This window comes from Delftia sp. NA_296.1, assembly GCF_052692095.1.
Genome location: NZ_JBQZGF010000002.1, coordinates 167,035 through 187,119 on the forward strand (window position 1 = coordinate 167,035; position 20,085 = coordinate 187,119).

Here is a 20,085-nt window from a genome sequence, read left to right on the forward strand (position 1 = left end):
TATCGGAGTTTTCCGGAGGATAGCGTCAGCCATGGACGACAACTGAGTGAGGACGTGAACGCAAGAATGGCGCAAATGTCAAAAATCCGGGAGCGCTCCTGCCCGGCAGCGCGCGCCGCCACTGTTAGGCGTTACATTGGCCTTTCCGTTTTTCCACCCACCAACAGGAGTCACCCATGGGACTTTTCAGTTTCATCAAGGAAGCCGGCGAAAAGCTGTTCGGCGGCAGCGCCGCACAGGCAGCCGAGCCTGCGCAAGACCTGAATGCCAAGGCCGCCAAGGCCATCGAGACCTATATCGGCACGCAGAACCTGGGCGTCAGCGACGTGAAGGTGCAGTTCGACGGCTCGCAGGGCAAGGTCACGGTGCTGGGCACGGCGCCCACCCAGGCGGTCAAGGAAAAGGTGACGCTGTGCTGCGGCAACGTCTCCAGCGTGCAGTCGGTGGACAACCAGATGACGGTGACCAACCCCGAGCCCGAAGCCCAGTACCACGACGTGGTGCGCGGCGACACGCTGTCGGCCATTGCCAAGAAGTTCTATGGCGATGCCAACAAGTACCCGGTGATCTTCGAGGCCAACAAGCCCATGCTGAGCCACCCCGACAAGATCTACCCCGGCCAGAAGCTGCGCATCCCGGCAATCTAAGCCCCCCTGAGCGGCGTCGCCGCTTCCCCCTGAGGGGGACGACACCCTCGCGGCGGGGCGGCCCTTGCTCGGTGTCTCTGACCTGGCTCATGCCAGTTCTGGATGCCGCGAATTAGACCTACCCCGCTCCGAGAAAGGCCGCAATAGCGGCCTTTCTCAAGGAAAGATTCAGTATTTACCGCTCAACAGCGCACCGAATCCCGGAACGGCTGTCGGCAAGCCCAGGCGCTTGAGCATCATGAACGTCGTGGCCACCGAGGAAGACAGTACCGGCAGGCCCACGCGGTCCTCGATGGGCTTCACCGAGGCCAGCGAGGGCATCTGCACGCAGGCCGAGGCGATGACCGCGTCGGCGTTGGCCGTGTTCAGGCGCCGCGTGATCTCGATGGGTGCGCGCGCATCCTGGGCGCCCACCTGCAGGTTGTCGGCAATCTCCAGCGAGATGCTGTCCACCACTTCGATGCCTTCGTTCTCTATGTAGTCGATGACCAGTTGCGTCAGCGGCTTCATGTAGGGCGCCAGCAGCGCCACCTTCTTCGCGCCGATGGCGTGCAGGCCATCGACCAGGGCGCCGGCGCTGGTGACAACGGGCGCGGGGCCGCCGTTGTCCACGGTGCGCTGGTGCAGGCGCGCTTGCGAGACACGGTGATAGCCGCGCCCCATGCTCATGATGGCCACCAGGCAGGCATAGCCGAGCACATCGACCCGCGCATCCGACAGTTCCAGCGCGCAGCGGTCGCTGTCGCCGTCCATGGCGGCCAGTTCCTCCTTGGTCACATGCTTCATGCGCATGCGGCTGGAGTGGAAGGTGAAACGCTCGGGCGCCAGGGCCTCGCGGGCGCGCAGGATGGCGGGGATCTCGGTCTCCATCGTGGTGTTGGAGCTGGGCACGATCTGCCCGATGCGGAAATGGGTTTTGGCTGTCATGTCAATCCATCGTGATGTGGTTGGCCTTGATGACCTTGCCCCAGTGGTCCGTCTCGCGCTGGACCAGGGCGCCCAGCCCCTGCGGGCCGAGGAATCGCGGCTCCACGCCCTGCAGGGCCGCGCGCTTTTGCACGTCGGGCGACTCCAGGGAGGTCTTGAGCGCGTCCGACAGTCTGGCGATGGCCTCGGGCGGCGTGCCCGCAGGCGCGAACAGGCCGACCCAGGCTTCCAGCTCGAAGCCCGGCAGGCCCGCTTCGGCCGTGGTGGGCACATCGGGCAGCATGGGATGGCGCGTCTTGCTGGTCACGGCCAGGGCCCTGAGCTTGCCCGTCTGCACATGGCCCAGCACCGAAGGCGGCGTGGTGATGAACATCTGCACCTGGCCGCCCAGCACGTCCTGGATGGCAGGGCCGGACCCCTTGTAGGGCACATGCGTGATCTGGGTCTGGGTCACCTGGGCGAACACGGCCGTGCCCACATGGGACAGCGAGCCATTGCCCTGCGACGCGTAATTGACCTTGCCCGGGTTCTTGCGCAGATAGGCAATGAACTCCTGCAGATTGTTCGCCGGAACGGAAGGATGAACGGCGATCACATTGGTGGCGGCCACGATCAGCCCCACGGGCGCCAGCTCGGACTGCGCCCAGGGCAGCTTGGGGAACAGTGCCGGATTGCCCACGTGGTAGGCCGAATACGAGGCCAGCAGCGTGTAGCCGTCCTTGGGCGACCGGGCCACCATCTGGTAGGCGATGTTGCCGCTGGCGCCGCCCCGGTTGTCCACCACGACCGACTGCCCCAGCAGGCGCGACAGCGGGTCGGACGCCAGGCGTGCCGCCGTGTCCACCACGCCGCCGGGCGGATTGGGGACCACGAGGGTGATGGACTTGGTTGGAAAGGCCTGGGCCTGGACGGTTCCTGCGCCCAGCAGGGCGGCCGCTGCCAGGCCGGCGGCCTGCAGCACAATGCGTCGATTCATGCTTGTCTCCATGTTCTCTTTGTACCGGCGCATTCTTGCGGGCCTGCACGCGGCCGAACAGCCGTATCTCGTTGATCCATCCTTCGTCTGCGGTAGAGGATGGGAATGATCAACCTGCACCGATTCGATCTGCTGACGCTGCGCCTGTATGTGGCCGTGGTCGATGCCGGCAGCCTGACGGCCGGCTCGCGCACGCTGGGGCTGTCGCTGGCGGCCGCCAGCAAGCGGGTGGCCGAGCTGGAGCAGCACTGCGGCGTGACCCTGCTGGTGCGCAGCAAGCGCGGCGTCACGCCCACGCCCGCCGGTCAGAGCATGTACCACCATGCCGTGGACGTGGTGGCCCGGCTGGAGCACCTGGCCCTGGCCATGGACGACTTTCGCAGCGGCGCCACGGGCCAGTTGCGCCTGTGGGCCAACAACTCCGCATTTGCGGGATTTCTGCCCCGGCTGCTGGCCGACTTCATGGCCGCCCACCCGGGTGTCTCGGTGGACCTGGAAGACGCGCTCAGCGAGGAGTCCGTGCGCGCCGTGCTCAGCGGCGTGGCCGAGCTGGCCATCATCGGGGAGAACACGCCCCTGGAAGGACTGAGCACCCAGGTCTGCGATGTGGACGAGCTGGTGCTGGTCATGCCGCGCGGCCATGCGCTGGACACGGACGACGCCTCCCCCGTGCCCCTGGCCACCGTGCTGGACCACGACTTCGTGAGCCTGGCCCGCTCCACCTCGCTGATGCGGCGCATTGCGGCCGAGGCCGAATCCATCAACCGGCCCGTGCGGATCCGCATCCAGGTGCGCAGCTTCGACGCCATGTGCCACATGGTCTCGGTGGGTCTGGGCCTGGCCATCCTGCCGCGCGCGGCCACCGCGCCGCACCTGGCCGCGCGGGCACTGCGGCTGCGCCCACTGGGGGCGCTCAACACCCGGCGCCGGCTGCTGCTGGCCATGCGCTCGCAGGCCACGCTGTCAGGACCGGCCCAGGCCCTGGTGGACATGGTGGCCGCCCGGGCGGTGGCGCTGGGATTCGCGGAGCCGCCGCTCTGAACGACGCCAGGCTGGCGCCGGCTTACTGGCGCCAGGGCAGGCCGCGCAGGCGCCAGCCGCCGACATGGCCGCGCTGGCCGTTGGCGTCCACATCGCCCTCAAAACCTTCGAGGATGTTGTAGGCCTCGATGCCCAGTTGCGCCGCGCGCTGGGCTGCGGCCACCGAGCGCACGCCGCTGCGGCACAGCAGGACCACCTTGCCGCCTTCAGGCACGGCGGCGCGCAGCTGGCTGTCGAAATCGGGGTTCATCGCCATGGACGGCCACTGCTTCCAGGCCACGGCCACGGCACCCGGCACACGGCCCACCCAGTCGCGCTCGGCATCGGTGCGCACATCGACGAGCACGGCTTCGCCGGATTGCTGCCATTGCCAGGCGAGTTCGGGAGGAATGTCGCCTGCATAGCCCTGTGCGGGCTGGACGGTCAGGGGAATGGCTGCGGGAACGGGAGCGTTTGCGGACATGGATTGGCTTTCTTGATAGGACGCGGTTGTGTGCCCGGCAAGAATAACCGTCCAGCCCGACTGGCGCCGGCTCGCCGGTGCCCGAATCGCCTACTCCCAGGGAGGCAGCAGCTTGTCACGCAGCACCTGGCGCTGCGCCTCCCAGCCCGGCATCACGCTGGCCACCGTGGACCAGAAGCGGGGGCTGTGGTCCATGTACCGCAGGTGGGACAGCTCGTGCACGACCACGTAGTCGATGACCTCGGGCGAGTGCTGCATGAGCCGCCAGTTCAGCCGTATGGCGCCGGCCGTGTTGGCACTGCCCCAGCGCGTGCTTGCGCTGGTCAGTCTCAGGCTGGTCCACTGCACGCCCAGGAGCGGCGCGTGGCGTTGCAGGCTGGCCGTGAACCAGGATCGCGCCTCGCGCAGCATCCAGGCCTGCACGCAGGCGCGCACCTCGGCGGCCGATGCCCCAGGCGCCAGCGGCAGGTGCAGGGACTGGCTGCCGTCGGCCGCCTGTTCACGGTGTACCTGGCGCGTGCGCAGCGGCTGGGTTTCGCCGCCGGTGAGGCACAGCTGCAAGGGGCGGCCCAGATAGCCGATCTCTGCGCCGTGCTCCCAGCGGATGCGTGCCGCATGCTGGGCTTGCTGGCGCTGGCCGGCCTCATGCAGCTTGCGCAGTATCCAGCCCGATTTCGCCTCCAGCGCCTGCGCGATGGCAGCCATGTTGACCCAGGAAGGTGCGCTGACCACCAGCCCCTGCGCGCCGATGGTGAAGCCTATGGTGCGCCGGCGCGAGCGCTGCAGCCGGTAATGCAGCACCTGCCCCTGGAGGACCGCCTGCTGGTTGGCGTCCGGGTGGATGCGGGGACTGGGCTCGGGGATGGTGGATGGAGATGGGAGAGATGGAGGAGAAGGAGGAAGAGGCGCGGATGAAGGCTGGGCGGGGGCAGCAGCCCTGTCACGGCGCGGCTTCAGCCCACCGTCCTGCGTTTGCACGGCAGGTGGCAGCAGCCAATCCCAACTGCGCTGTGCCGGGTCCGCCATGCCGCTCTCCGGCGCCTCAGGCGCGGTAGGCCTCGGGGTCGAGGCGCTGCATTTCGGCCTCGATCCAGTTTTCGACTTCCACCATCAGCTCCTCGTGCTTGCGGCCCACGGAAGGAATGGGCTTGCCGATGGAGACATCGACCACGCCCGGCGTCTTGATGAAGGCCTTGCGCGGCCAGCACTTGGCCGAGGTGACGGCCACGGGCACGACGGGCACGCCGGTCATGATGGCCAGGCGCGTGGCGCCGGTCTTGTACTCGCCCCTTTGGCCGCGCGGGATGCGCGTGCCTTCGGGAAACATGATCACCCAGGTGCCCTGGCCCAGCAGGCGCTTGCCCTGCTCGACCACCTTGTGGAAGGCGCGCGAGCCGTGCTTGCGGTCGATGTGGATCATGTCCATGCTGCCGATGGACCAGCCGAAGAAGGGCACCATGAGCAGCTCCTTCTTGAACACATAGGCCAGCGGGCGCGGCATGATCGCCGGCATGAGGAAGGTCTCGTAGGTGGACTGGTGCTTGACCAGCAGCACCACGCCCTGCTTGGGGTCGGTGGGCAGGTTCTCCATGCCCTGCACGCGGTGGCGCACGCCCATGATGACGCGGGCGCTGTCCACCGACAGCTTGAGCCAGGCGCGCGCCACCGCATAGACGCGGCGCGGCCCGCCGCCCAGCCAGCGCGTGAGCAGCACGGCCAGGGTGTAGGGGATCACGGTGATGCCCATCCAGAGCATGTGGAGGGTGGAGCGGATCAGGGACATGGCGGCAGTGTGGTGCAGAAAGCGGCGCAGCGGCCGGGCGGCAGGCCCGGGCCTTGCGCCCTCAGGAATCGGAATTCACAAAGATAGCATTGTGCGCAGGACGGCAGGCCGGCGGCGCATGGGCAAATTGCCGTTCGGGCGTTCAGGCGTTCAGGGAGCGGGTGCGGCATCTGCCGGAACCAGCGCATCGGCCAGCGCGGCCAGGCTGGCATGGCGCTGGGTGCCGGGCGGCAGTCCGGGCGGCAGCGCCCCATCCAGAGACACTCCGGCGCTGGCGCCCGTGCAGACCAGGTGCAGGCGCGCGCCCATGGCGGCACCGGCCTGCAGGTGGGCCACGCAGGAGCCAATCACCCACAGCTGGTGCCCCTCGACGCCGAAGCGCTCGGCAATCTGCTCGAACAGCGCCGTGCCGGGCTTGCGGCAATGGCATTCCTCGTCCGGCGCATGGGGGCAGTAGAAAACCGCATCGACGCGCGCGCCTGCCGCCGCCATTTCGCGGTGCATGCGCGCGTGCACGGCATTGAGTTCGGTCACGTCGAACAGGCCCCGGCCCAGGCCCGGCTGGTTGGTGGCGACCACCACATGCCAGCCGGCCCGGTTCAGGCGCGCCACGGCTTCCAGCGCCCCGCGCTGGGCCTTCCAGGCCTCGGCAGAGCCGATGAAGCCCTCCTCACCGATCTGGTTGAGGGTTCCGTCACGGTCCAGGATCGCAATTTTCATGGTCGGGTCCCAAGAATGTCAGAACTCAATTGCGCGCGTCCCAAGACGAGGGACACCGAGGAAGGGCCGCCCCGCACCGAGGGTGTCGTCCCCCTCCCTTGCGAAGCAAGTAGAGAGGGGGAAGGCGCGAAGCGCCTCAGGGGGTGCTCCATTTACGCCAGTCGCGAAAGGTCCGCCACGCGGTTCATGGCTTCGTGCAACGTGGCCAGCAGGCCCAGGCGGTTGGCCTTGAGCGCCGGGTCTTCGGCGTTGACCATCACATGCTCGAAGAAGGCATCGACCGGGGCGCGCAGCGCAGCCAGGGTCTGCAGGCTGGCCGTGTAGTCGCCGGCAGCAAACTGCTGCTGCGCCTTGGGCGCCACCGATTGCAGGGCTGCGTACAGGTCCTTCTCTGCCACCTCGGCCAGCACGGCCGCGTCGACCTGGGCCTGCACGGCCTGGTCGGCCTTCTTGAGGATGTTGCCCACGCGCTTGTTGGCGGCGGCCAGGGCCGGTGCCTCGGGCAGCTCGCCGAAGGCGCGCACGGCCTCCAGGCGCTTTTGCACGTCGGACAGGCGCTGCGGGCGCAGGGCCAGCACGGAGTCCACTTCCTGGGCCGAGAAGCCCTGCTCGCGCAGGTTGCCGGCCAGGCGGTCGTAGATGAAGTCGGCCAGCTGGGGCGTGGCGTCCTCGATCTTGTCGCCGAAGGCAGGCAGCACGCTGACCAGCAGGGTTTCCAGGTCCAGCGCCAGGTCCTTCTCGACCAGCATGCGGATCACGCCCAGCGCATGGCGGCGCAGCGCGAACGGGTCGCGGTCGCCCGTGGGCAGGTTGCCGATGCCGAACATGCCGACCAGGGTTTCCAGCTTATCGGCCAGGGCCACGACCACGCCGGCGTTGCCGCGCGGCAGTTCGTCGCCCGCAAAGCGGGGCTTGTAGTGGTCCTCGATGGCATCGGCCACGGCCACGTCCAGGCCGTCGTTGAGCGCGTAGTAGCGGCCCATGGTGCCCTGCAGCTCGGGGAACTCGCCCACCATGTCGGTCACGAGGTCGGTCTTGGCCAGTTGCGCGGCCAGGTCGGCCTGCTGGGCCAGGCCCGTGTCGCCCAGCTGGCGGGCAATGCTCTTGGCGATGGAGCGCACGCGCTCCACGCGCTCGCCCTGGGTACCGAGCTTGTTGTGATAGACCACCTTGCCCAGCCCGTCCACGCGCGAGGCCAGGGTCTTCTTGCGGTCCTGGTCGAAGAAGAACTTGGCGTCGGCCAGGCGCGGGCGCACCACGCGTTCGTTGCCGCCGATGACGGCGCTGGCATCCTGCGGGCTGATGTTGCTGACCACCAGGAACTGGTGGGTCAGCTTGCCGGCGGCGTCCAGCAGCGGAAAGTACTTCTGGTTGGCCTTCATGGTGAGGATCAGGCATTCCTGCGGCACGTCGAGGAATTCCTTCTCGAACTCGCAGACCAGCACATTGGGGCGCTCGACCAGGGCCGTGACCTCGTCCAGCAGGGCCTCGTCCTCGATGGGACGGACACCGCCGCCCACGCGCTCGGCAGCAGCCTGCAGCTGGCGCGCGATCTCGGCACGGCGTTCGGCGAAGCTGGCGATGACGGCGCCTTCCTCGCGCAGCTGCGCGGCGTAGTCATCGGCGGAGCGGATGACCACGGGATCGACCGCCGCCTCGAAGCGGTGGCCATGCGTGGCCGTGCCGGCCGTCAGGCCCAGGGCCTTGACGCCGATCAGCACCTCGGTGCCGTGCAGCACCACCAGGCCGTGGGCCGGGCGCACGAAATGGACGCTGCTCCAGCCGTCGGCCAGCTGGTAGCGCATGACCTTGGGGATGGGCAGCTTGGCAATGGCTTCGTCCAGCGCCTTTTGCACGCCGTCGGCCAGCATCACGCCGCGCACGGTGGAGGCGTGGAACAGGGCTTCGGCCTTGCCTTCGCCCTGGCGGGTCAGGCCGGCAACGGCTTCTTCACCGGCACCCAGGGCGGCCAGCTTCTTGATCAGGGCGGGCGTGGGCTTGCCGTCGGCGTCCAGGCCCACGGAGACGGGCATGAGCTTTTGCGACACGGCCTTGTCCTCGGCCTGGGGCAGGACTTCGGTGATATGGGCGGCCAGGCGGCGCGGCGAGGCATAGGCCGTCAGGCGCGCTTCGCTGGAGGCCAGCAGGCCCTGGGCCTTGAGCTGATCGAACAGCACGCCGGCAAAGGCGTCGCCCAGCTTTTGCAGCGCCTTCGGGGGCAGCTCTTCGACAAACAGTTCAACAAGAAGATTCGATGCGTTCATGGTCTGGTGTTCTCTCGGTGCAGCGGTGTCCGCCTCAGGCGGCCTTCTTGCCCTGTTGTTCGGCGGCCTTGGCCAGCTCGGCCAGCACTTCGTCGGCATGGGCCTTGGGCGCCATGGGGAAGCCCAGGCGCGCACGGCTGTCCATATAGGCCTTGGCCACGGCGCGGGCCAGGTTGCGGATGCGGCCGATGTAGGCGGCACGCTCCGTCACGCTGATGGCACCGCGCGCATCGAGCAGGTTGAAGGTGTGGGCGGCCTTGAGCACCTGCTCGTAGGCCGGCAGCGCCAGCTGTTCGCCGATCAGGTGGTTGGCCTGCTTTTCGTAGGCGCCGAAGGCGGTGAACAGGAAGTCGGCGTCCGAGTGCTCGAAGTTGTAGGTGGACTGCTCCACCTCGTTTTGGTGGTAGACGTCGCCGTAGCTCAGGCCGTCGGTCCAGGTCAGGTTGTAGACGTTGTCCACGCCCTGCAGGTACATGGCCAGGCGCTCCAGGCCGTAGGTGATCTCGCCCGTGGCGGGCTTGCAGTCGATGCCGCCGACCTGCTGGAAGTAGGTGAACTGCGTCACCTCCATGCCGTTGAGCCAGACTTCCCAGCCCAGGCCCCAGGCGCCCAGCGTGGGGTTCTCCCAGTCGTCCTCGACGAAGCGGATGTCGTTCTTCTTGAGATCGAAGCCCAGGGCTTCGAGCGAGCCCAGGTACAGCTCCAGGATGTTGTCGGGCGCGGGCTTGAGCACCACCTGGAACTGGTAGTAGTGCTGCAGGCGGTTGGGGTTGTCGCCATAGCGGCCGTCCTTGGGGCGGCGGCTGGGCTGCACGTAGGCGGCCTTCCAGGGCTCGGGGCCCAGGGCGCGCAGGAAGGTGGCGGTGTGCGAGGTGCCCGCGCCCACTTCCATGTCATAGGGCTGGAGCAGCGCGCAGCCCTGGTCGGCCCAGTAGGACTGCAGCTTGAGGATGATTTGTTGGAAAGTGAGCATGACTTGTTTCAGGCGTCGCACGCAGGCCGGGGCCGCGCCGGTGAATGAGAGGCGGCTCGCGCCGCGCAAACGACGATTTTAAGGCGCCGCCCGGCCCTGCGCCGTGGCGCGGGCCTGCGGCCCCACGGCAGACGCTCCACAGGGCGATCTGCATCAAAAAACGGAGCAGGCGACACATGCCGGCAAAGGCCGTGGCGCGCGAAGACCCGAAAGCCCGCCTTGCACGACGCATCCGGATCATTTTTTGACAATTCACCAGGGCAGCGGCCGGTGACCGTTCGCCACGCCGCCATGCACGCCCCCTAGAATGGCCCACTGACCTTTTTTGTCGTGGACCACCACCGCCCCGGAGCCTGCCATGAACCTGATGAACATCATCACCAAGCAACTGATAGAGATCATCGAGTGGACCGATGACTCGCGCGACACGCTCTCCTACCGCTGGCCCGACGACGACAAGGAAATCAAGAACGGCGCACAGCTCATCGTGCGCGAGTCGCAGCAGGTGCAGTTCGTCTCGGCCGGCCAGTACGCCGACCTGTTCAGCCCCGGCAAGCACACGCTGACCACGCAGAACATTCCCATCCTGTCCACCATCCAGGGCTGGAAGTACGGCTTCAATTCGCCGTTCAAGTGCGATGTCTACTTCATCAACACGCGCCTGTTCACGGGCAATAAGTGGGGCACCTCCAACCCCGTGATGGTGCGCGACAAGGACTTCGGCGCCGTGCGCCTGCGCGCCTTCGGCACCTACGACTTCCGCATCGTCGAGCCGGCCAAGTTCCTCAAGGAAGTGGCGGGCACGGACCAGAACTTCCGCATCGACGAGTTCGCCGACACCATGCGCTCGCGCATCATCAGCGTGTTCACCGAGTCGCTGGCCAAGGCCCGGGTGCCCGTGCTGGACGTGGCCCAGCGCTATGGCGAGCTGGGCGATGCGCTGCTGCCGCTGATCAACCCGGCCATGACGGACAAGTACGGCCTGGAGATCACCAGCTTCGTGCTGGAGAACGTGTCCGTGCCGCCCGAGGTGGAGCAGGCCATCGACAAGCGCTCCAGCATGACGGCCATCGGCAACCTCAACGACTACGTCAAGTACCAGATGGGCCAGGCCATGACCACGGGCGGCGAAGGCGCTGCCGCAGCCACCCTGCCCGCCACCATGGCCATGGGCTTCGGCATGGCGCAGGAGATGATGAAGAGCATGCAAAGCGGCGGCGGTGCCGGTGGCGCACCGGCCGGCCAGGGCCAGGCGTCCGATCCGTTCTCGCCCGCTGCCGCACAGGCGGCCCAGGCCCCCGCAGCGCCCGCCGCCGGTGGACTGCAGGTGCTGACCCCGGCGCAGGCGGCCCAGGTGCTCGGTGTGAGCGAGGCCGATGTGCTGGCCGAGATCCAGGCCGGCAACCTCAAGGCACGCCAGATCGGCAGCCAGTGGCGCATTGCGCAAGCCGCACTCGATGACTTCCTGCGCGGCTGACATTTCCGTGGTTTGACCCTTTGCGGCGCCAGGCCCTGCCTGGCGCCGCGTCCCGTTTTCCAGGACCGATGCCGTGAGCGCGCCCTCCTCCAGTTCCTCCAGCACCTCGACTTCCCCCGCCTCCGGTTCCTGGGAGGCCGCAGCCGCCGCGCCGGCCATGGTGCGCAAGCACCCCTGCCCCGAATGCGGCGCCAACCTCGAATGGAATGCCCAGGCCCAGGCGCTCAAGTGCCCGTACTGCGGCACCACGGTGCCCTGGAGCGAGGAAACGCGCGAGGAACTGGGCCGCGATGTGGTCGAGCAGGACCTGGCCGAGGCGCTGCGCAACCCCAAGTCCGGCCGGGGCTGGGGCACGGAGGACCGCTACGAGGTCCAGTGCCAGAACTGCCGTGCCATCTCGGTCTTCGTGAACCGCACCGTGGCCCAGCGCTGCGACTTCTGCGGCTCGCCCTCCATCGTCGCCCATGAGGAGCAGGGCGATGCCATCACGCCGCAGAGCATCCTGCCCTTCAAGATCAGCGACGGCCAGATCCGCGACCGCATCCGCCAGTGGTATGGCAGCCGCTGGTTCGCGCCCAACCGCCTGAAGTCCGCCGCGCTGACCGACACGCTGCACGGCGTCTACCTGCCCTACTGGACCTTCGACGCCCACGCCAGCGCCGACTGGCAGGCCGAGGCGGGCTTCTACTACTACACCACCGAGTCCTACCGCGACAGCAACGGCAACGTGCAGACGCGCCAGGTGCGCCATGTGCGCTGGGAGCCGGCTTCGGGCAGCCTCGCCCATTTCTTCGACGACGAGCTGGTGCCCGGCACCGTGGGCGTGCACGCCAACCTGCTGCGCCAGGTGGAGCCCTTTCCCACCACCACCGACCTCAAGCCCTACACGCCGGAATTCGTGCGCGGCTGGACGGTGGAGCGCTACCAGATCGACCTGGGCAAGGCCGCCCAGGTCAACGTGCAGGACATGGACGAGCAGCTGCGCGCCCTGTGCGCGCGCCAGGTGCCCGGCGACACCTACCGCAACCTGCAGATGCAGCGCGAGTACCAGGGCCGCACCTTCAAGCACTTCCTCGTGCCGGTCTGGCTGGTGGGCTACACCTACGGCAGCAAGACCTTCCAGATCATCGCCAACGGCTACACGGGCCAGATCGCGGGCGAGCGCCCCTACAGCGCCCTCAAGATCACGCTGGCCGTGCTGGCCACGATCATGGTGCTGGCGCTGCTGTGGGTGATGTTCGGCAAGTAGGCCGGCTGCCGCTCACCACGCGCTCCAGACCTCTTCGGCAAGCCCGAAGGCAGTGCTCGCGCCGGAACCTCCGGTGACCGCCACCACGCGCGTGGCCTCGTCGGGCGCATGCACCACGCAGGGCGCGTCCTGCGCACTCGGGTAGACGCCCACCCAGCGCTCCACCACCTGCGCATCGCGCAGGTGCAGGGCCTCGTTCATGTGGCGCAGCATCAGCCGGTCCACGGCTTCGCTGGCAAAGGGCGGGGGCGCTGCGCCGTAGTGGTGGGAATCGCCCACCACCAGGCTGCCGTCGGCGCTTTGCACGGCGATCAGGTGGATGCCGTGGGCCAGGCTTTCGCCCTCCTCCCGCTCCAGTTCGGCGCGCAGCGCGGCGGCTTCGGGCAGGGCGCTGTAGCCCTCGTATCTGACCATGCTCAAGTCACCCATGACCGAGCCCTTGAGCCGAAAGCCCGGCTGCGGCCGCACGCGCAGCATCTGCAGCTGGCACAGCTGGATGCGGTGCGGCGCCCACAGGCCGGCGAACAGGCCGCCCGGGTCGGCGTTGTTGCAGACCACCACGCGTTCGCCGTGGTAGCTGGCGCGCGTGCTGCGCACCCGGGGTGCCGACACCTCGAGCACGGCCTCGCCAAAGCGGAAATCCACGCCCATGGCCTGCTCCAGCCACTGCGCCAGCCGGGCAATGGCCGTGCGCGACTCCACGCGCAGTTCATGCGGGCTGTAGAGCACAGCGGACAAATCCCCAGTACGCAGTGCAGGATGGCGCTCGGCGGCCTGGGCCGGCGTGAGCAGCTCGCAGCGCTCGCCCATCGCCGTGCTCAGGAAGGCATGGAGCACGGCCTCGGCGCTGGGGCGGCGCGCCGTCAGCCACAGGCCGCGGTGCACGACCTCGATGCCGGCCTGCGGCGCAATCTCGGCCCAGGTGTCGCGCGAGCGCATGGCACGCCGCCAGTGGGCACCGGCCTGCTGCCCCGTGACGGTCACAAAGCCGAAGTTGCGGATGGAGGCGGAGATGCAGGCCGCGTCGCGCTCGATGACGAGCACGCTGCGGCCACGGCGCGCAGCCGCATAGGCGTGGGCCAGGCCGACAATGCCGGCCCCCACCACGATCAGGTCGTAGTTCTTCATGGGAAAAAACGGAGGGAGGAAGAGAGAAGGAATCAGCGCTGGCGCCAGCGCTGCGTGCGCCGCTGCACCCAGGCATCCAGCGCCGCGATCAGCAGCCGGCCCGCAGCGGCCGTGGCAAAGATCAGCGTGGCCATGGCGGCGGCGGGCGCGGTGTCGCCCGCGTCGTCCATGGCCAGCACCGCCACCGAGGCCAGCGTGGTCTCGGGCGAGTAGAGGAACACCACGGCCGACACCGTGGTCATGGCGTTGACGAAGAAGTAACCGGCCACCTGCATCACTACGGGCAGGCACACCGGCAGGTGCACGCGCCACAGCAGCGTCCAGAAGGCCACGCCCAGGGAATCGGCCACGCGCTCGTATTCGGCATCGAGCTGCTGCAGCGCGGCCAGTTGCGTGATGTGCGCCACCGAGAAGAAATGCGCCACCGAACACAGCACCAGGATGGCCATGCTGCCGTACAGGAAGTGCAGCGGATTGCCCTGGGCATTGAAGAACAGGATGTAGCCCAGGCCCAGCGCCAGCCCCGGCACGGCCATGGGCAGCGTGGCCACGGCATGCAGCCACTGGCGCGTGCGCGCCCAGCGCTGTGGCTTGGCCACCAGGTAGGCGGTCACAAAACTCAGCACCGCCCCCACCACCGCCGTGGCCAGCGCCATGGACAGCGAGTTGCCATAGCTGGCCCAGCCGCCGCCGTCCATCATGTCGAAGCGGTAGTTCTTGAACGTCAGCGTGAGGTTGTAGGGCCAGTAGCTGACCAGGGAGGCCAGCACGGCCGTGCCCATGACGGCCAGCAGCGCCAGCGCCACCAGCGCGCAGTAGGCAAGCAGCGCGCGGTCCAGCGGCGCATGGGGCTGAGGCACCAGCGGCACGGAGCGCACACCCATGGTCGCCGCCTGCCGCGCACGCAAATGGCGCTCTGCCGCAAAGGCCAGGCCGGCCGGCACCAGCAGCAGCATGGCCACCACGGCACCCATGGACAGCTTTTGCTGGCCGATGACCTGCTTGTAGATATCGGTGGCCAGCATGGCCGTGTTGCCGCCAATGACCTTGGGCACGCCGAAGTCGGTCACCACGAGCACGAAGACCACGATCCAGGAAATCATCAGCCCGTAGCGGCTGGCCGGCAGCGTGACCTGACGGAAGCTGCGCCAGCGGCTGGCGCCCAGTGTGGCGGCCGCCTCGTACAGGCGCGCATCGCCCGAGGCCAGCGTGGTGCACAGGATCATCAGCGCATGCGGAAATGTCCAGAGCACCGAGCCCACGATGATGCCGAAGGGCCCGTAGGCCGAGCCCCCCTGCAGCCAGCCCTTGAGCAGGCCCTGGCTGCCGAACAGGTAGATCAGGCTGATGGCCATGAGCAACGAAGGCGCCAGCAGCGGCACCAGGGCCAGGCCCCGGAACCAGCGCGCCAGCGGCATGCAGCTGCGCACCACGCCATAGGCGTAGACATAGGCCAGCAGCACGCAGACCGTGCTGCTCACGGCCGACAGCCACAGGCTGTTGAACAGCGATTGCGCCACGCCCGGCATGCGCGCATAGGTGATGAACTGGGCCAGGCCCGTGAAGCGGCCCGTGTCGTCCCAGAAACTCCTGCCCAGCAGGCTGGCGACCGGCAGGGCGATGGTGGCCAACAGCCAGGCCAGTGCGCCCAGCACCAGTGCGCCCAGCCACCAGCGCTCCCAGCCTGCGCTGTGCCCCCGCGGACGCACGGGCCCTGCAGGCGCGCTGCGGCGGGCGGGAACGGAGCGGTCCACCGGCACGGGGACGGGCACGGGCACAGGCACGGAAATGGCCGTGTCCATGGGATGCGCGCTCATGCGGCCTTCCTCACGTCGGGCGCCGCCAGCGGCTGCAGCGCGGCGGCGGGCAGCTCCATCAGCACCTCGCCCTGCAGCCAGTCGGGCAGGCCCACGTCGTGGCGCAGCGGCCACTGGGCGTCAACCTGGCATTGCAGCGTGGGGCTAAACAGGCGCACCAGGGCCATCGATCCCAGGAACGAGGTCTCCACCACGCGGGCGCGGAACAGGTTGGCCAATGCCGTGGGCTGGGCCGGGTGCAGCACCACGCTCTCGGGCCGCACGCCCACCAGCAGGGCAGCGCCAGGCTCGAAACCGGCCAGCGCGCAGCGCAGGCTGGCTTCGCCGATGCGCACCTGGTCCGCCGATTCGGCCGTGGCCGGCAGCAGGTTCATGCGGCCCACGAAGCCGGCCGCGAACTGGCTCACGGGCCGGGCATAGAGCTGCTCGGGCGAGCCCTGCTGCTCGATGCGGCCCTGGTGCATGAGCACCACGCGGTCGGCCATGGACAAGGCCTCTTCCTGGTCGTGCGTGACCATGATGGAGGCGATGCCCAGCTGGCGCTGCAGCTGGCGGATCTCGCTGCGCAGCTCGGTGCGCACCTGGGCATCGAGCGCGGACAGCGGCTCGTCGAGCAGCAGCAGGCGCGGCCGGGGCGCCAGCGCGCGGGCCAGGGCCACGCGCTGCTGCTGGCCGCCCGACAGCTGGGCCGGGTAGCGCTGGGCCTGCGCGCCCAGGCCCACCAGGGACAGCATCTCGGCCACACGCTCGCGCGCCTGCGCCGCAGGCTGCCCGTTCAGCCCGAAGGCCACGTTCTGCGCGGCCGTGAGATTGGGAAACAGCGCATAGCTCTGGAACACCACGCCAAAGCCACGGCGTGCGGCCGGCCAGCGCGTGATGTCATCGCCCTGGAACAGCACCCTGCCCTCGTCAGGCATGTCGATGCCGCAGACGATGCGCAGCAGCGTGGTCTTGCCGCAGCCCGAAGGGCCGAGCAGGCTGACGAACTCGCCCGCCTCCACGTTCAGGTCAATGCCGCGCAGCACCTGCTGCTCGCGGTAGCGCTTGGCGATATGGTCTATGCGCAGCATGGCGTGGCTCCGGCTTACTTTTTCTCTGCCTTGGCTTCGTAGCGGCGGCTCCACTCGGCCAGGATGCGGTCGCGGTTATCGGCGGCCCAGTTGAAATCGTTCTTCGCCAACCGCTTTTCCAGATCGGCAGGAATGAACTCCAGCTTCTCCTGCGCCTCGGGCAAGGCCAGCACGGCGAAGTTGGCGGCGTACAGCTTGTTGGCCTCTGGCGTGACGGCCCAGTCGGCCAGCGCCTTGGCGGCTTCCTGCTTCTTGCTGGTCTTGAGGATGGCCGTGGCCTCCACGTCCCAGCCCAGGCCTTCCTGCGGGAAGACGATGTCGATGGGCGCGCCGTCCTTCTTGGTCTTGCTGGCGCGGTACTCGAAGCTCAGGCCCACGGGAAACTCGCCGGCCCCCGCCTGGCGGCAGGGCTTGGAGCCGCTGTGCGTGTACACGCCCATGTTCTGGTGCAGGCCGTCCATGTAGGCCCAGCCCTTTTCCTCGCCCATGATCTGCAGCCAGGCCGCGACCATCAGGTAGCCCGTGCCGCTGGAGGCCGGGTGGGGCATGGTGATCGTGCCCTTGAACTCGGGCCTGACCAGGTCGGCCCAGCTGGCGGGCACGGGCAGCTTGCGCTTGCCGGCCTCCACGGTGTTGAAGCAGATGGCCGAGGACCACAGGTCCATGCCCACCCAGGTCGGCTGCGCGCGCGGATCGCGCATGTTGGCGCGCACCTTGTCCAGGCCCTTGGGCGCGTAGGGCTGGAGCATGCCCTGCTTGTCCAGCAGCATCAGCGAGGTGGCGGCCACGCCCCAGATCACGTCGGCCTGGGGATTGGCCTTCTCGGCCAGCAGGCGGGCCGTGATGATGCCCGTGCTGTCACGCACGAACTTGAGCTCGATCTCGGGATGGGCCTTCTCGAAGCCGCTCTTGTAGGCCTTGATCTGGTCGGCTTCCAGCGCGCTGTAGACCAGCAGTTCGGTCTTGGCCGCGTGGGCAAGGGTGGCGAAGGAGGCGACGGTCAGCGCCGCAGAGGCAATGGCGAGGCGGCGGCCCAGGGAGGCAAGGGTGTGGCGCATGGCGTGGCAGTTCCGTTGTGGGTTCGTGGACAGGTGGCAGGTTCACCACCTCTGACACCCACTTTAGGAAGCGCAGGTGAAACGCCCGTGTCACACAACGGAAATTTGGCGAAGCGGGTATTGGCGGATTTGGGTGCCCCACCCATCGCCCACCCCGTCTCTTCAGCCGCGCGGCTTGCCCCTGCCTGTGCGCGTTGCCTGGGCGGCCTGGGCCGCCTGGGGCTGCAGCGCATCCAGCAGCCGGTCCTGCAGGCGCGCGCGGTGGGCAAGGTTCTGATCCAGCCTGGCGGCCAGCGCGTCGATGTGCTCGCGCATCAGTTGCTCGGCGCGCGCCATGTCGCCGGCCGCCAGCGCATCGACGATGGCCTCGTGGTCGGCATTGGAGTGCTGGGCCTCGGTCTGCGACTGGTACAGCGCAGACACCAGGGTGGTGCGCGCCGAGAGGTCGGCCATCATGGCCGTGAGAAAGCGGTTGCCCATCTGCTCGGCCAGGCAGACGTGGAAGTCGGCCAGCAGCACGCTGCGCTGGCCGGCGTTGTCGGCCTCTGCGATGGCGCCGCGCTCCTGGGCCACATGCTCGCGCAGCGTGCGTATGGCCGCCTGCAGCGGCCGGCCCGCGTCGCGCAGCATGCCGGACTCCAGCACGCGGCGCGCGGCATAGGTTTCCTGGGCTTCCTCGAACGAGGGCTCGACCACGTACCAGCCCTGGCGCGAGCGCACCTCGACGAAGCCGCGCGCCTGCAGCTGCATCAGCGCCTCGCGCACCATGGTGCGGCTCACGCCGAAGACCTCGGCCAGTTCCTTTTCGCCCAGGCGCTCGCCAGGGCGCAGCTTGCGCTCGACGATGGAGCGCATCACGCGCTCGGCGATCAAGGCCGGCCCGGTGGCCGGCACATCCTGTGGCTCGGACATGGCGGCCTCCTCAGGCCGCGGCCGGAATGCGGCGCGGGCGCAGCGTGGCCATCACCCAGTACACGCTGCCGCCGATCAGCACGCCGAAGAACCAGCCGTAGGTGCCCCACCAGACCGGCAGCAGGCTGGTGAAGTTGGGCAGGATGGTGGAGAACACGCTGCCGATGCCCGTGGCGATCAGCGCGTTGACGTTCCAGCCGCCCTCGTAGCGGTACTCGCCATGCTCGTCATACAGCGCGGCCACGTTGATGTTGCCCTTGGCCACCAGGTAGTAGTCCACCAGAATGATGCCCAGCAGCGGCCCCATGGTGGCGCCGATGGCGTTCACGAAGTGGGCAGCGCCGCCCTCCCATGGTGCAAAGGGGTAGAGAGCCAGGGCGATCAGTGCGGCGATGTATCCGCCGCGCTTGAAGTCGATGCGCTTGGGAAACACGTTGGAAATATCGAAGGCCGCCGAGACGAAGTTGGCCACCACGTTGATGCCCAGCGTGGCCACGGCAAAGGTGACGGCGGCCAGCAGGGCCAGCACCCAGCTGTCGAACTTGGCCGAGATCTGCTCGGGGTGCAGCAGCACCTCGCCATAGACCTTGAAGGCCGCAATCGTGGTGATGCCGGCCACCAGCGAGAACGCAATCAGGTTTACGGGCAGGCCCCAGAGGTTGCCCTTGGCGACCGCCTCCTTGTTCTTCGCATAGCGCGAGAAGTCGCAGAAGTTCAGGTACAGCGCCGCAAAGTAGGTGATCCAGGTCGCGCCCACGGCCATCAGCGCCCAGAAGCTGCCCGGCGCGCCGCTCACCCCCGCATCCTTGGTCTTGTCCAGCAGCACATCCATGGGAATGCCGTGGTCGAAGCTGAAGCCGCCGGCCTTCACGCACAGGCCGATGGCCAGCACCAGCATGGCGATCCACACGGCAGGCCCGGCCCAGTCCTGGAATCGCCGCACGGTCTCCATGCCCCTTTGGATGATCAGCAGTTGCAAGGCCCAGATGACCACGTAGCAGATCACCTCCAGCCCCGAATGGCCCAGCCAGTGCGTGGTCTGGTGGAAGGACAGCAGGGCGTCATTGCGCACCAGCAGCGCCACCATGGCGCCCGATGCGGCCGCCGTCTGCGCCCCGTACCAGAAGCAGGCCACGACGGCGCGCACCAGTGCAGCCAGATTCGCACCCCAAACCCCGAACGAGGCACGCGCCAGCACCGGGTAGGGCACGCCGGTCTTCTCGCCCGCATAGCCCACCAGGTTCATCAGAAAAAAGATGACCAGGGAACTGATGCCGATGGCGATCAGAAAATTGACGAAGCTGCCGCACAGCAGAAACAGGCTGGCCGCCAGGTAGTAGCCCCAGAGGCTGTGCACGTCCGAAGTCCAGACGTTGAAGATGCTGAAGGCGCCCCAGCGGCGGTCCCTGGTGGGCGCCAGATCTTCGTTGTAGAGACCTGGCGAGGGGTTGCGGATGTCCATTGATGCGCTCCTTGACCACGAGTAATCACTGACACAAGACCAGCCGAAACCCATGATCAGCTGGCACACAAACTGGCACGCAAACTGGTATGCAAGAAGTGTGCCTTCGGGCGCAGGA

18 protein-coding genes are annotated in these 20,085 nt (G+C 68.1%); 4 read left to right on the forward strand and 14 right to left on the reverse strand.

Going from position 1 to position 20,085, the window contains the following annotated elements; all coding sequences use genetic code 11:
* Positions 1-176 precede the first annotated feature (176 nt).
* Positions 177-647: a peptidoglycan-binding protein LysM gene (lysM, locus tag ACUTR7_RS05250; RefSeq protein WP_012203227.1), complete on the forward strand. Its 471-nt coding sequence runs from the start codon at positions 177-179 to the stop codon at positions 645-647.
* Positions 648-815: 168 nt separating this feature from the next.
* On the opposite strand, the gene ACUTR7_RS05255 is transcribed toward lysM, so the two are convergent.
* Positions 816-1,574, reverse strand: a complete 759-nt coding sequence (locus ACUTR7_RS05255) for a maleate cis-trans isomerase family protein (protein ID WP_445608303.1) — start codon at positions 1,572-1,574, stop codon at positions 816-818.
* A 1-nt stretch (position 1,575) separates the two neighbouring features.
* Positions 1,576-2,550 (reverse strand): Bug family tripartite tricarboxylate transporter substrate binding protein, encoded by a 975-nt coding sequence (locus tag ACUTR7_RS05260; protein ID WP_445608304.1) that lies wholly within the window; start codon positions 2,548-2,550, stop codon positions 1,576-1,578.
* Positions 2,551-2,655: 105 nt separating this feature from the next.
* Here ACUTR7_RS05260 and ACUTR7_RS05265 point away from each other — a divergent pair, with 105 nt between their 5' ends.
* Positions 2,656-3,591 (forward strand): LysR family transcriptional regulator, encoded by a 936-nt coding sequence (locus ACUTR7_RS05265; RefSeq protein WP_063327302.1) that lies wholly within the window; start codon positions 2,656-2,658, stop codon positions 3,589-3,591.
* Positions 3,592-3,613: 22 nt separating this feature from the next.
* Here ACUTR7_RS05265 and ACUTR7_RS05270 read toward each other — a convergent pair whose 3' ends face one another.
* The 6 genes from ACUTR7_RS05270 to glyQ all read right to left on the reverse strand — a co-directional run bounded on the left by ACUTR7_RS05270 (position 3,614) and on the right by glyQ (position 9,794).
* A complete protein-coding gene (locus tag ACUTR7_RS05270) occupies positions 3,614-4,054 on the reverse strand; it encodes a rhodanese-like domain-containing protein (protein ID WP_310638420.1) in 441 nt (146 codons plus the stop codon).
* Positions 4,055-4,144: 90 nt separating this feature from the next.
* A complete protein-coding gene (locus ACUTR7_RS05275) occupies positions 4,145-5,080 on the reverse strand; it encodes a M48 family metallopeptidase (protein ID WP_445608305.1) in 936 nt (311 codons plus the stop codon).
* A gap of 16 nt (positions 5,081-5,096) precedes the next feature.
* Positions 5,097-5,837: a lysophospholipid acyltransferase family protein gene (locus ACUTR7_RS05280; protein WP_013804242.1), complete on the reverse strand. Its 741-nt coding sequence runs from the start codon at positions 5,835-5,837 to the stop codon at positions 5,097-5,099.
* 150 nt (positions 5,838-5,987) lie between these two features.
* Complete coding sequence (locus ACUTR7_RS05285; protein WP_012203220.1) at positions 5,988-6,557, reverse strand: D-glycero-alpha-D-manno-heptose-1,7-bisphosphate 7-phosphatase; 570 nt, start codon at positions 6,555-6,557, stop codon at positions 5,988-5,990.
* A gap of 152 nt (positions 6,558-6,709) precedes the next feature.
* Entirely contained in the window at positions 6,710-8,821 is a 2,112-nt protein-coding gene (glyS, locus tag ACUTR7_RS05290) for a glycine--tRNA ligase subunit beta (protein WP_445608306.1), read from the reverse strand.
* Positions 8,822-8,855: 34 nt separating this feature from the next.
* Positions 8,856-9,794: a glycine--tRNA ligase subunit alpha gene (glyQ, locus tag ACUTR7_RS05295; protein WP_012203218.1), complete on the reverse strand. Its 939-nt coding sequence runs from the start codon at positions 9,792-9,794 to the stop codon at positions 8,856-8,858.
* Positions 9,795-10,152: 358 nt separating this feature from the next.
* On the opposite strand from glyQ, the gene ACUTR7_RS05300 reads away from it, so the two are divergent.
* Together ACUTR7_RS05300 and ACUTR7_RS05305 are read left to right on the forward strand one after the other, a co-directional pair.
* Positions 10,153-11,271, forward strand: a complete 1,119-nt coding sequence (locus ACUTR7_RS05300) for an SPFH domain-containing protein (protein WP_445608307.1) — start codon at positions 10,153-10,155, stop codon at positions 11,269-11,271.
* A 73-nt stretch (positions 11,272-11,344) separates the two neighbouring features.
* Positions 11,345-12,520 carry a zinc ribbon domain-containing protein gene (locus ACUTR7_RS05305; protein WP_445608308.1) on the forward strand — a complete coding sequence of 392 codons (1,176 nt, stop codon included), beginning with the start codon at positions 11,345-11,347 and terminating at the stop codon, positions 12,518-12,520.
* Between the two features lie 12 nt (positions 12,521-12,532).
* Here ACUTR7_RS05305 and ACUTR7_RS05310 read toward each other — a convergent pair whose 3' ends face one another.
* The 6 genes from ACUTR7_RS05310 to ACUTR7_RS05335 form a co-directional block, all read right to left on the reverse strand.
* The gene (locus ACUTR7_RS05310; RefSeq protein WP_445608309.1) at positions 12,533-13,648 is read right to left on the reverse strand and encodes a TIGR03364 family FAD-dependent oxidoreductase; all 1,116 of its coding nucleotides are present in this window, start codon (positions 13,646-13,648) and stop codon (positions 12,533-12,535) included.
* Between the two features lie 32 nt (positions 13,649-13,680).
* Complete coding sequence (locus ACUTR7_RS05315; RefSeq protein WP_445608310.1) at positions 13,681-15,465, reverse strand: putative 2-aminoethylphosphonate ABC transporter permease subunit; 1,785 nt, start codon at positions 15,463-15,465, stop codon at positions 13,681-13,683.
* Positions 15,462-16,535 (reverse strand): ABC transporter ATP-binding protein, encoded by a 1,074-nt coding sequence (locus ACUTR7_RS05320; RefSeq protein WP_123694153.1) that lies wholly within the window; start codon positions 16,533-16,535, stop codon positions 15,462-15,464. The genes ACUTR7_RS05315 and ACUTR7_RS05320 overlap by 4 nt, the downstream gene beginning before the upstream one ends.
* A 14-nt stretch (positions 16,536-16,549) precedes the next feature.
* Complete coding sequence (locus ACUTR7_RS05325) at positions 16,550-17,593, reverse strand: putative 2-aminoethylphosphonate ABC transporter substrate-binding protein (protein ID WP_099752597.1); 1,044 nt, start codon at positions 17,591-17,593, stop codon at positions 16,550-16,552.
* A 162-nt stretch (positions 17,594-17,755) separates the two neighbouring features.
* Positions 17,756-18,505 (reverse strand): GntR family transcriptional regulator, encoded by a 750-nt coding sequence (locus ACUTR7_RS05330; RefSeq protein WP_279210555.1) that lies wholly within the window; start codon positions 18,503-18,505, stop codon positions 17,756-17,758.
* 10 nt (positions 18,506-18,515) lie between these two features.
* Complete coding sequence (locus ACUTR7_RS05335) at positions 18,516-19,967, reverse strand: NCS1 family nucleobase:cation symporter-1 (RefSeq protein ID WP_065345363.1); 1,452 nt, start codon at positions 19,965-19,967, stop codon at positions 18,516-18,518.
* Between the last annotated feature and the right edge of the window lie 118 nt (positions 19,968-20,085).

Coding starts and splice junctions, on each gene's coding strand:
- lysM (WP_012203227.1), top strand. CDS start 177: ATGGGACTTTTCAGTTTCATCAAGGAAGCCGGCGAAAAGCTGTTCGGC.
- ACUTR7_RS05255 (WP_445608303.1), bottom strand. CDS start 1,574: ATGACAGCCAAAACCCATTTCCGCATCGGGCAGATCGTGCCCAGCTCC.
- ACUTR7_RS05260 (WP_445608304.1), bottom strand. CDS start 2,550: ATGAATCGACGCATTGTGCTGCAGGCCGCCGGCCTGGCAGCGGCCGCC.
- ACUTR7_RS05265 (WP_063327302.1), top strand. CDS start 2,656: ATGATCAACCTGCACCGATTCGATCTGCTGACGCTGCGCCTGTATGTG.
- ACUTR7_RS05270 (WP_310638420.1), bottom strand. CDS start 4,054: ATGTCCGCAAACGCTCCCGTTCCCGCAGCCATTCCCCTGACCGTCCAG.
- ACUTR7_RS05275 (WP_445608305.1), bottom strand. CDS start 5,080: ATGGCGGACCCGGCACAGCGCAGTTGGGATTGGCTGCTGCCACCTGCC.
- ACUTR7_RS05280 (WP_013804242.1), bottom strand. CDS start 5,837: ATGTCCCTGATCCGCTCCACCCTCCACATGCTCTGGATGGGCATCACC.
- ACUTR7_RS05285 (WP_012203220.1), bottom strand. CDS start 6,557: ATGAAAATTGCGATCCTGGACCGTGACGGAACCCTCAACCAGATCGGT.
- glyS (WP_445608306.1), bottom strand. CDS start 8,821: ATGAACGCATCGAATCTTCTTGTTGAACTGTTTGTCGAAGAGCTGCCC.
- glyQ (WP_012203218.1), bottom strand. CDS start 9,794: ATGCTCACTTTCCAACAAATCATCCTCAAGCTGCAGTCCTACTGGGCC.
- ACUTR7_RS05300 (WP_445608307.1), top strand. CDS start 10,153: ATGAACCTGATGAACATCATCACCAAGCAACTGATAGAGATCATCGAG.
- ACUTR7_RS05310 (WP_445608309.1), bottom strand. CDS start 13,648: ATGAAGAACTACGACCTGATCGTGGTGGGGGCCGGCATTGTCGGCCTG.
- ACUTR7_RS05315 (WP_445608310.1), bottom strand. CDS start 15,465: ATGAGCGCGCATCCCATGGACACGGCCATTTCCGTGCCTGTGCCCGTG.
- ACUTR7_RS05320 (WP_123694153.1), bottom strand. CDS start 16,535: ATGCTGCGCATAGACCATATCGCCAAGCGCTACCGCGAGCAGCAGGTG.
- ACUTR7_RS05325 (WP_099752597.1), bottom strand. CDS start 17,593: ATGCGCCACACCCTTGCCTCCCTGGGCCGCCGCCTCGCCATTGCCTCT.
- ACUTR7_RS05330 (WP_279210555.1), bottom strand. CDS start 18,505: ATGTCCGAGCCACAGGATGTGCCGGCCACCGGGCCGGCCTTGATCGCC.
- ACUTR7_RS05335 (WP_065345363.1), bottom strand. CDS start 19,967: ATGGACATCCGCAACCCCTCGCCAGGTCTCTACAACGAAGATCTGGCG.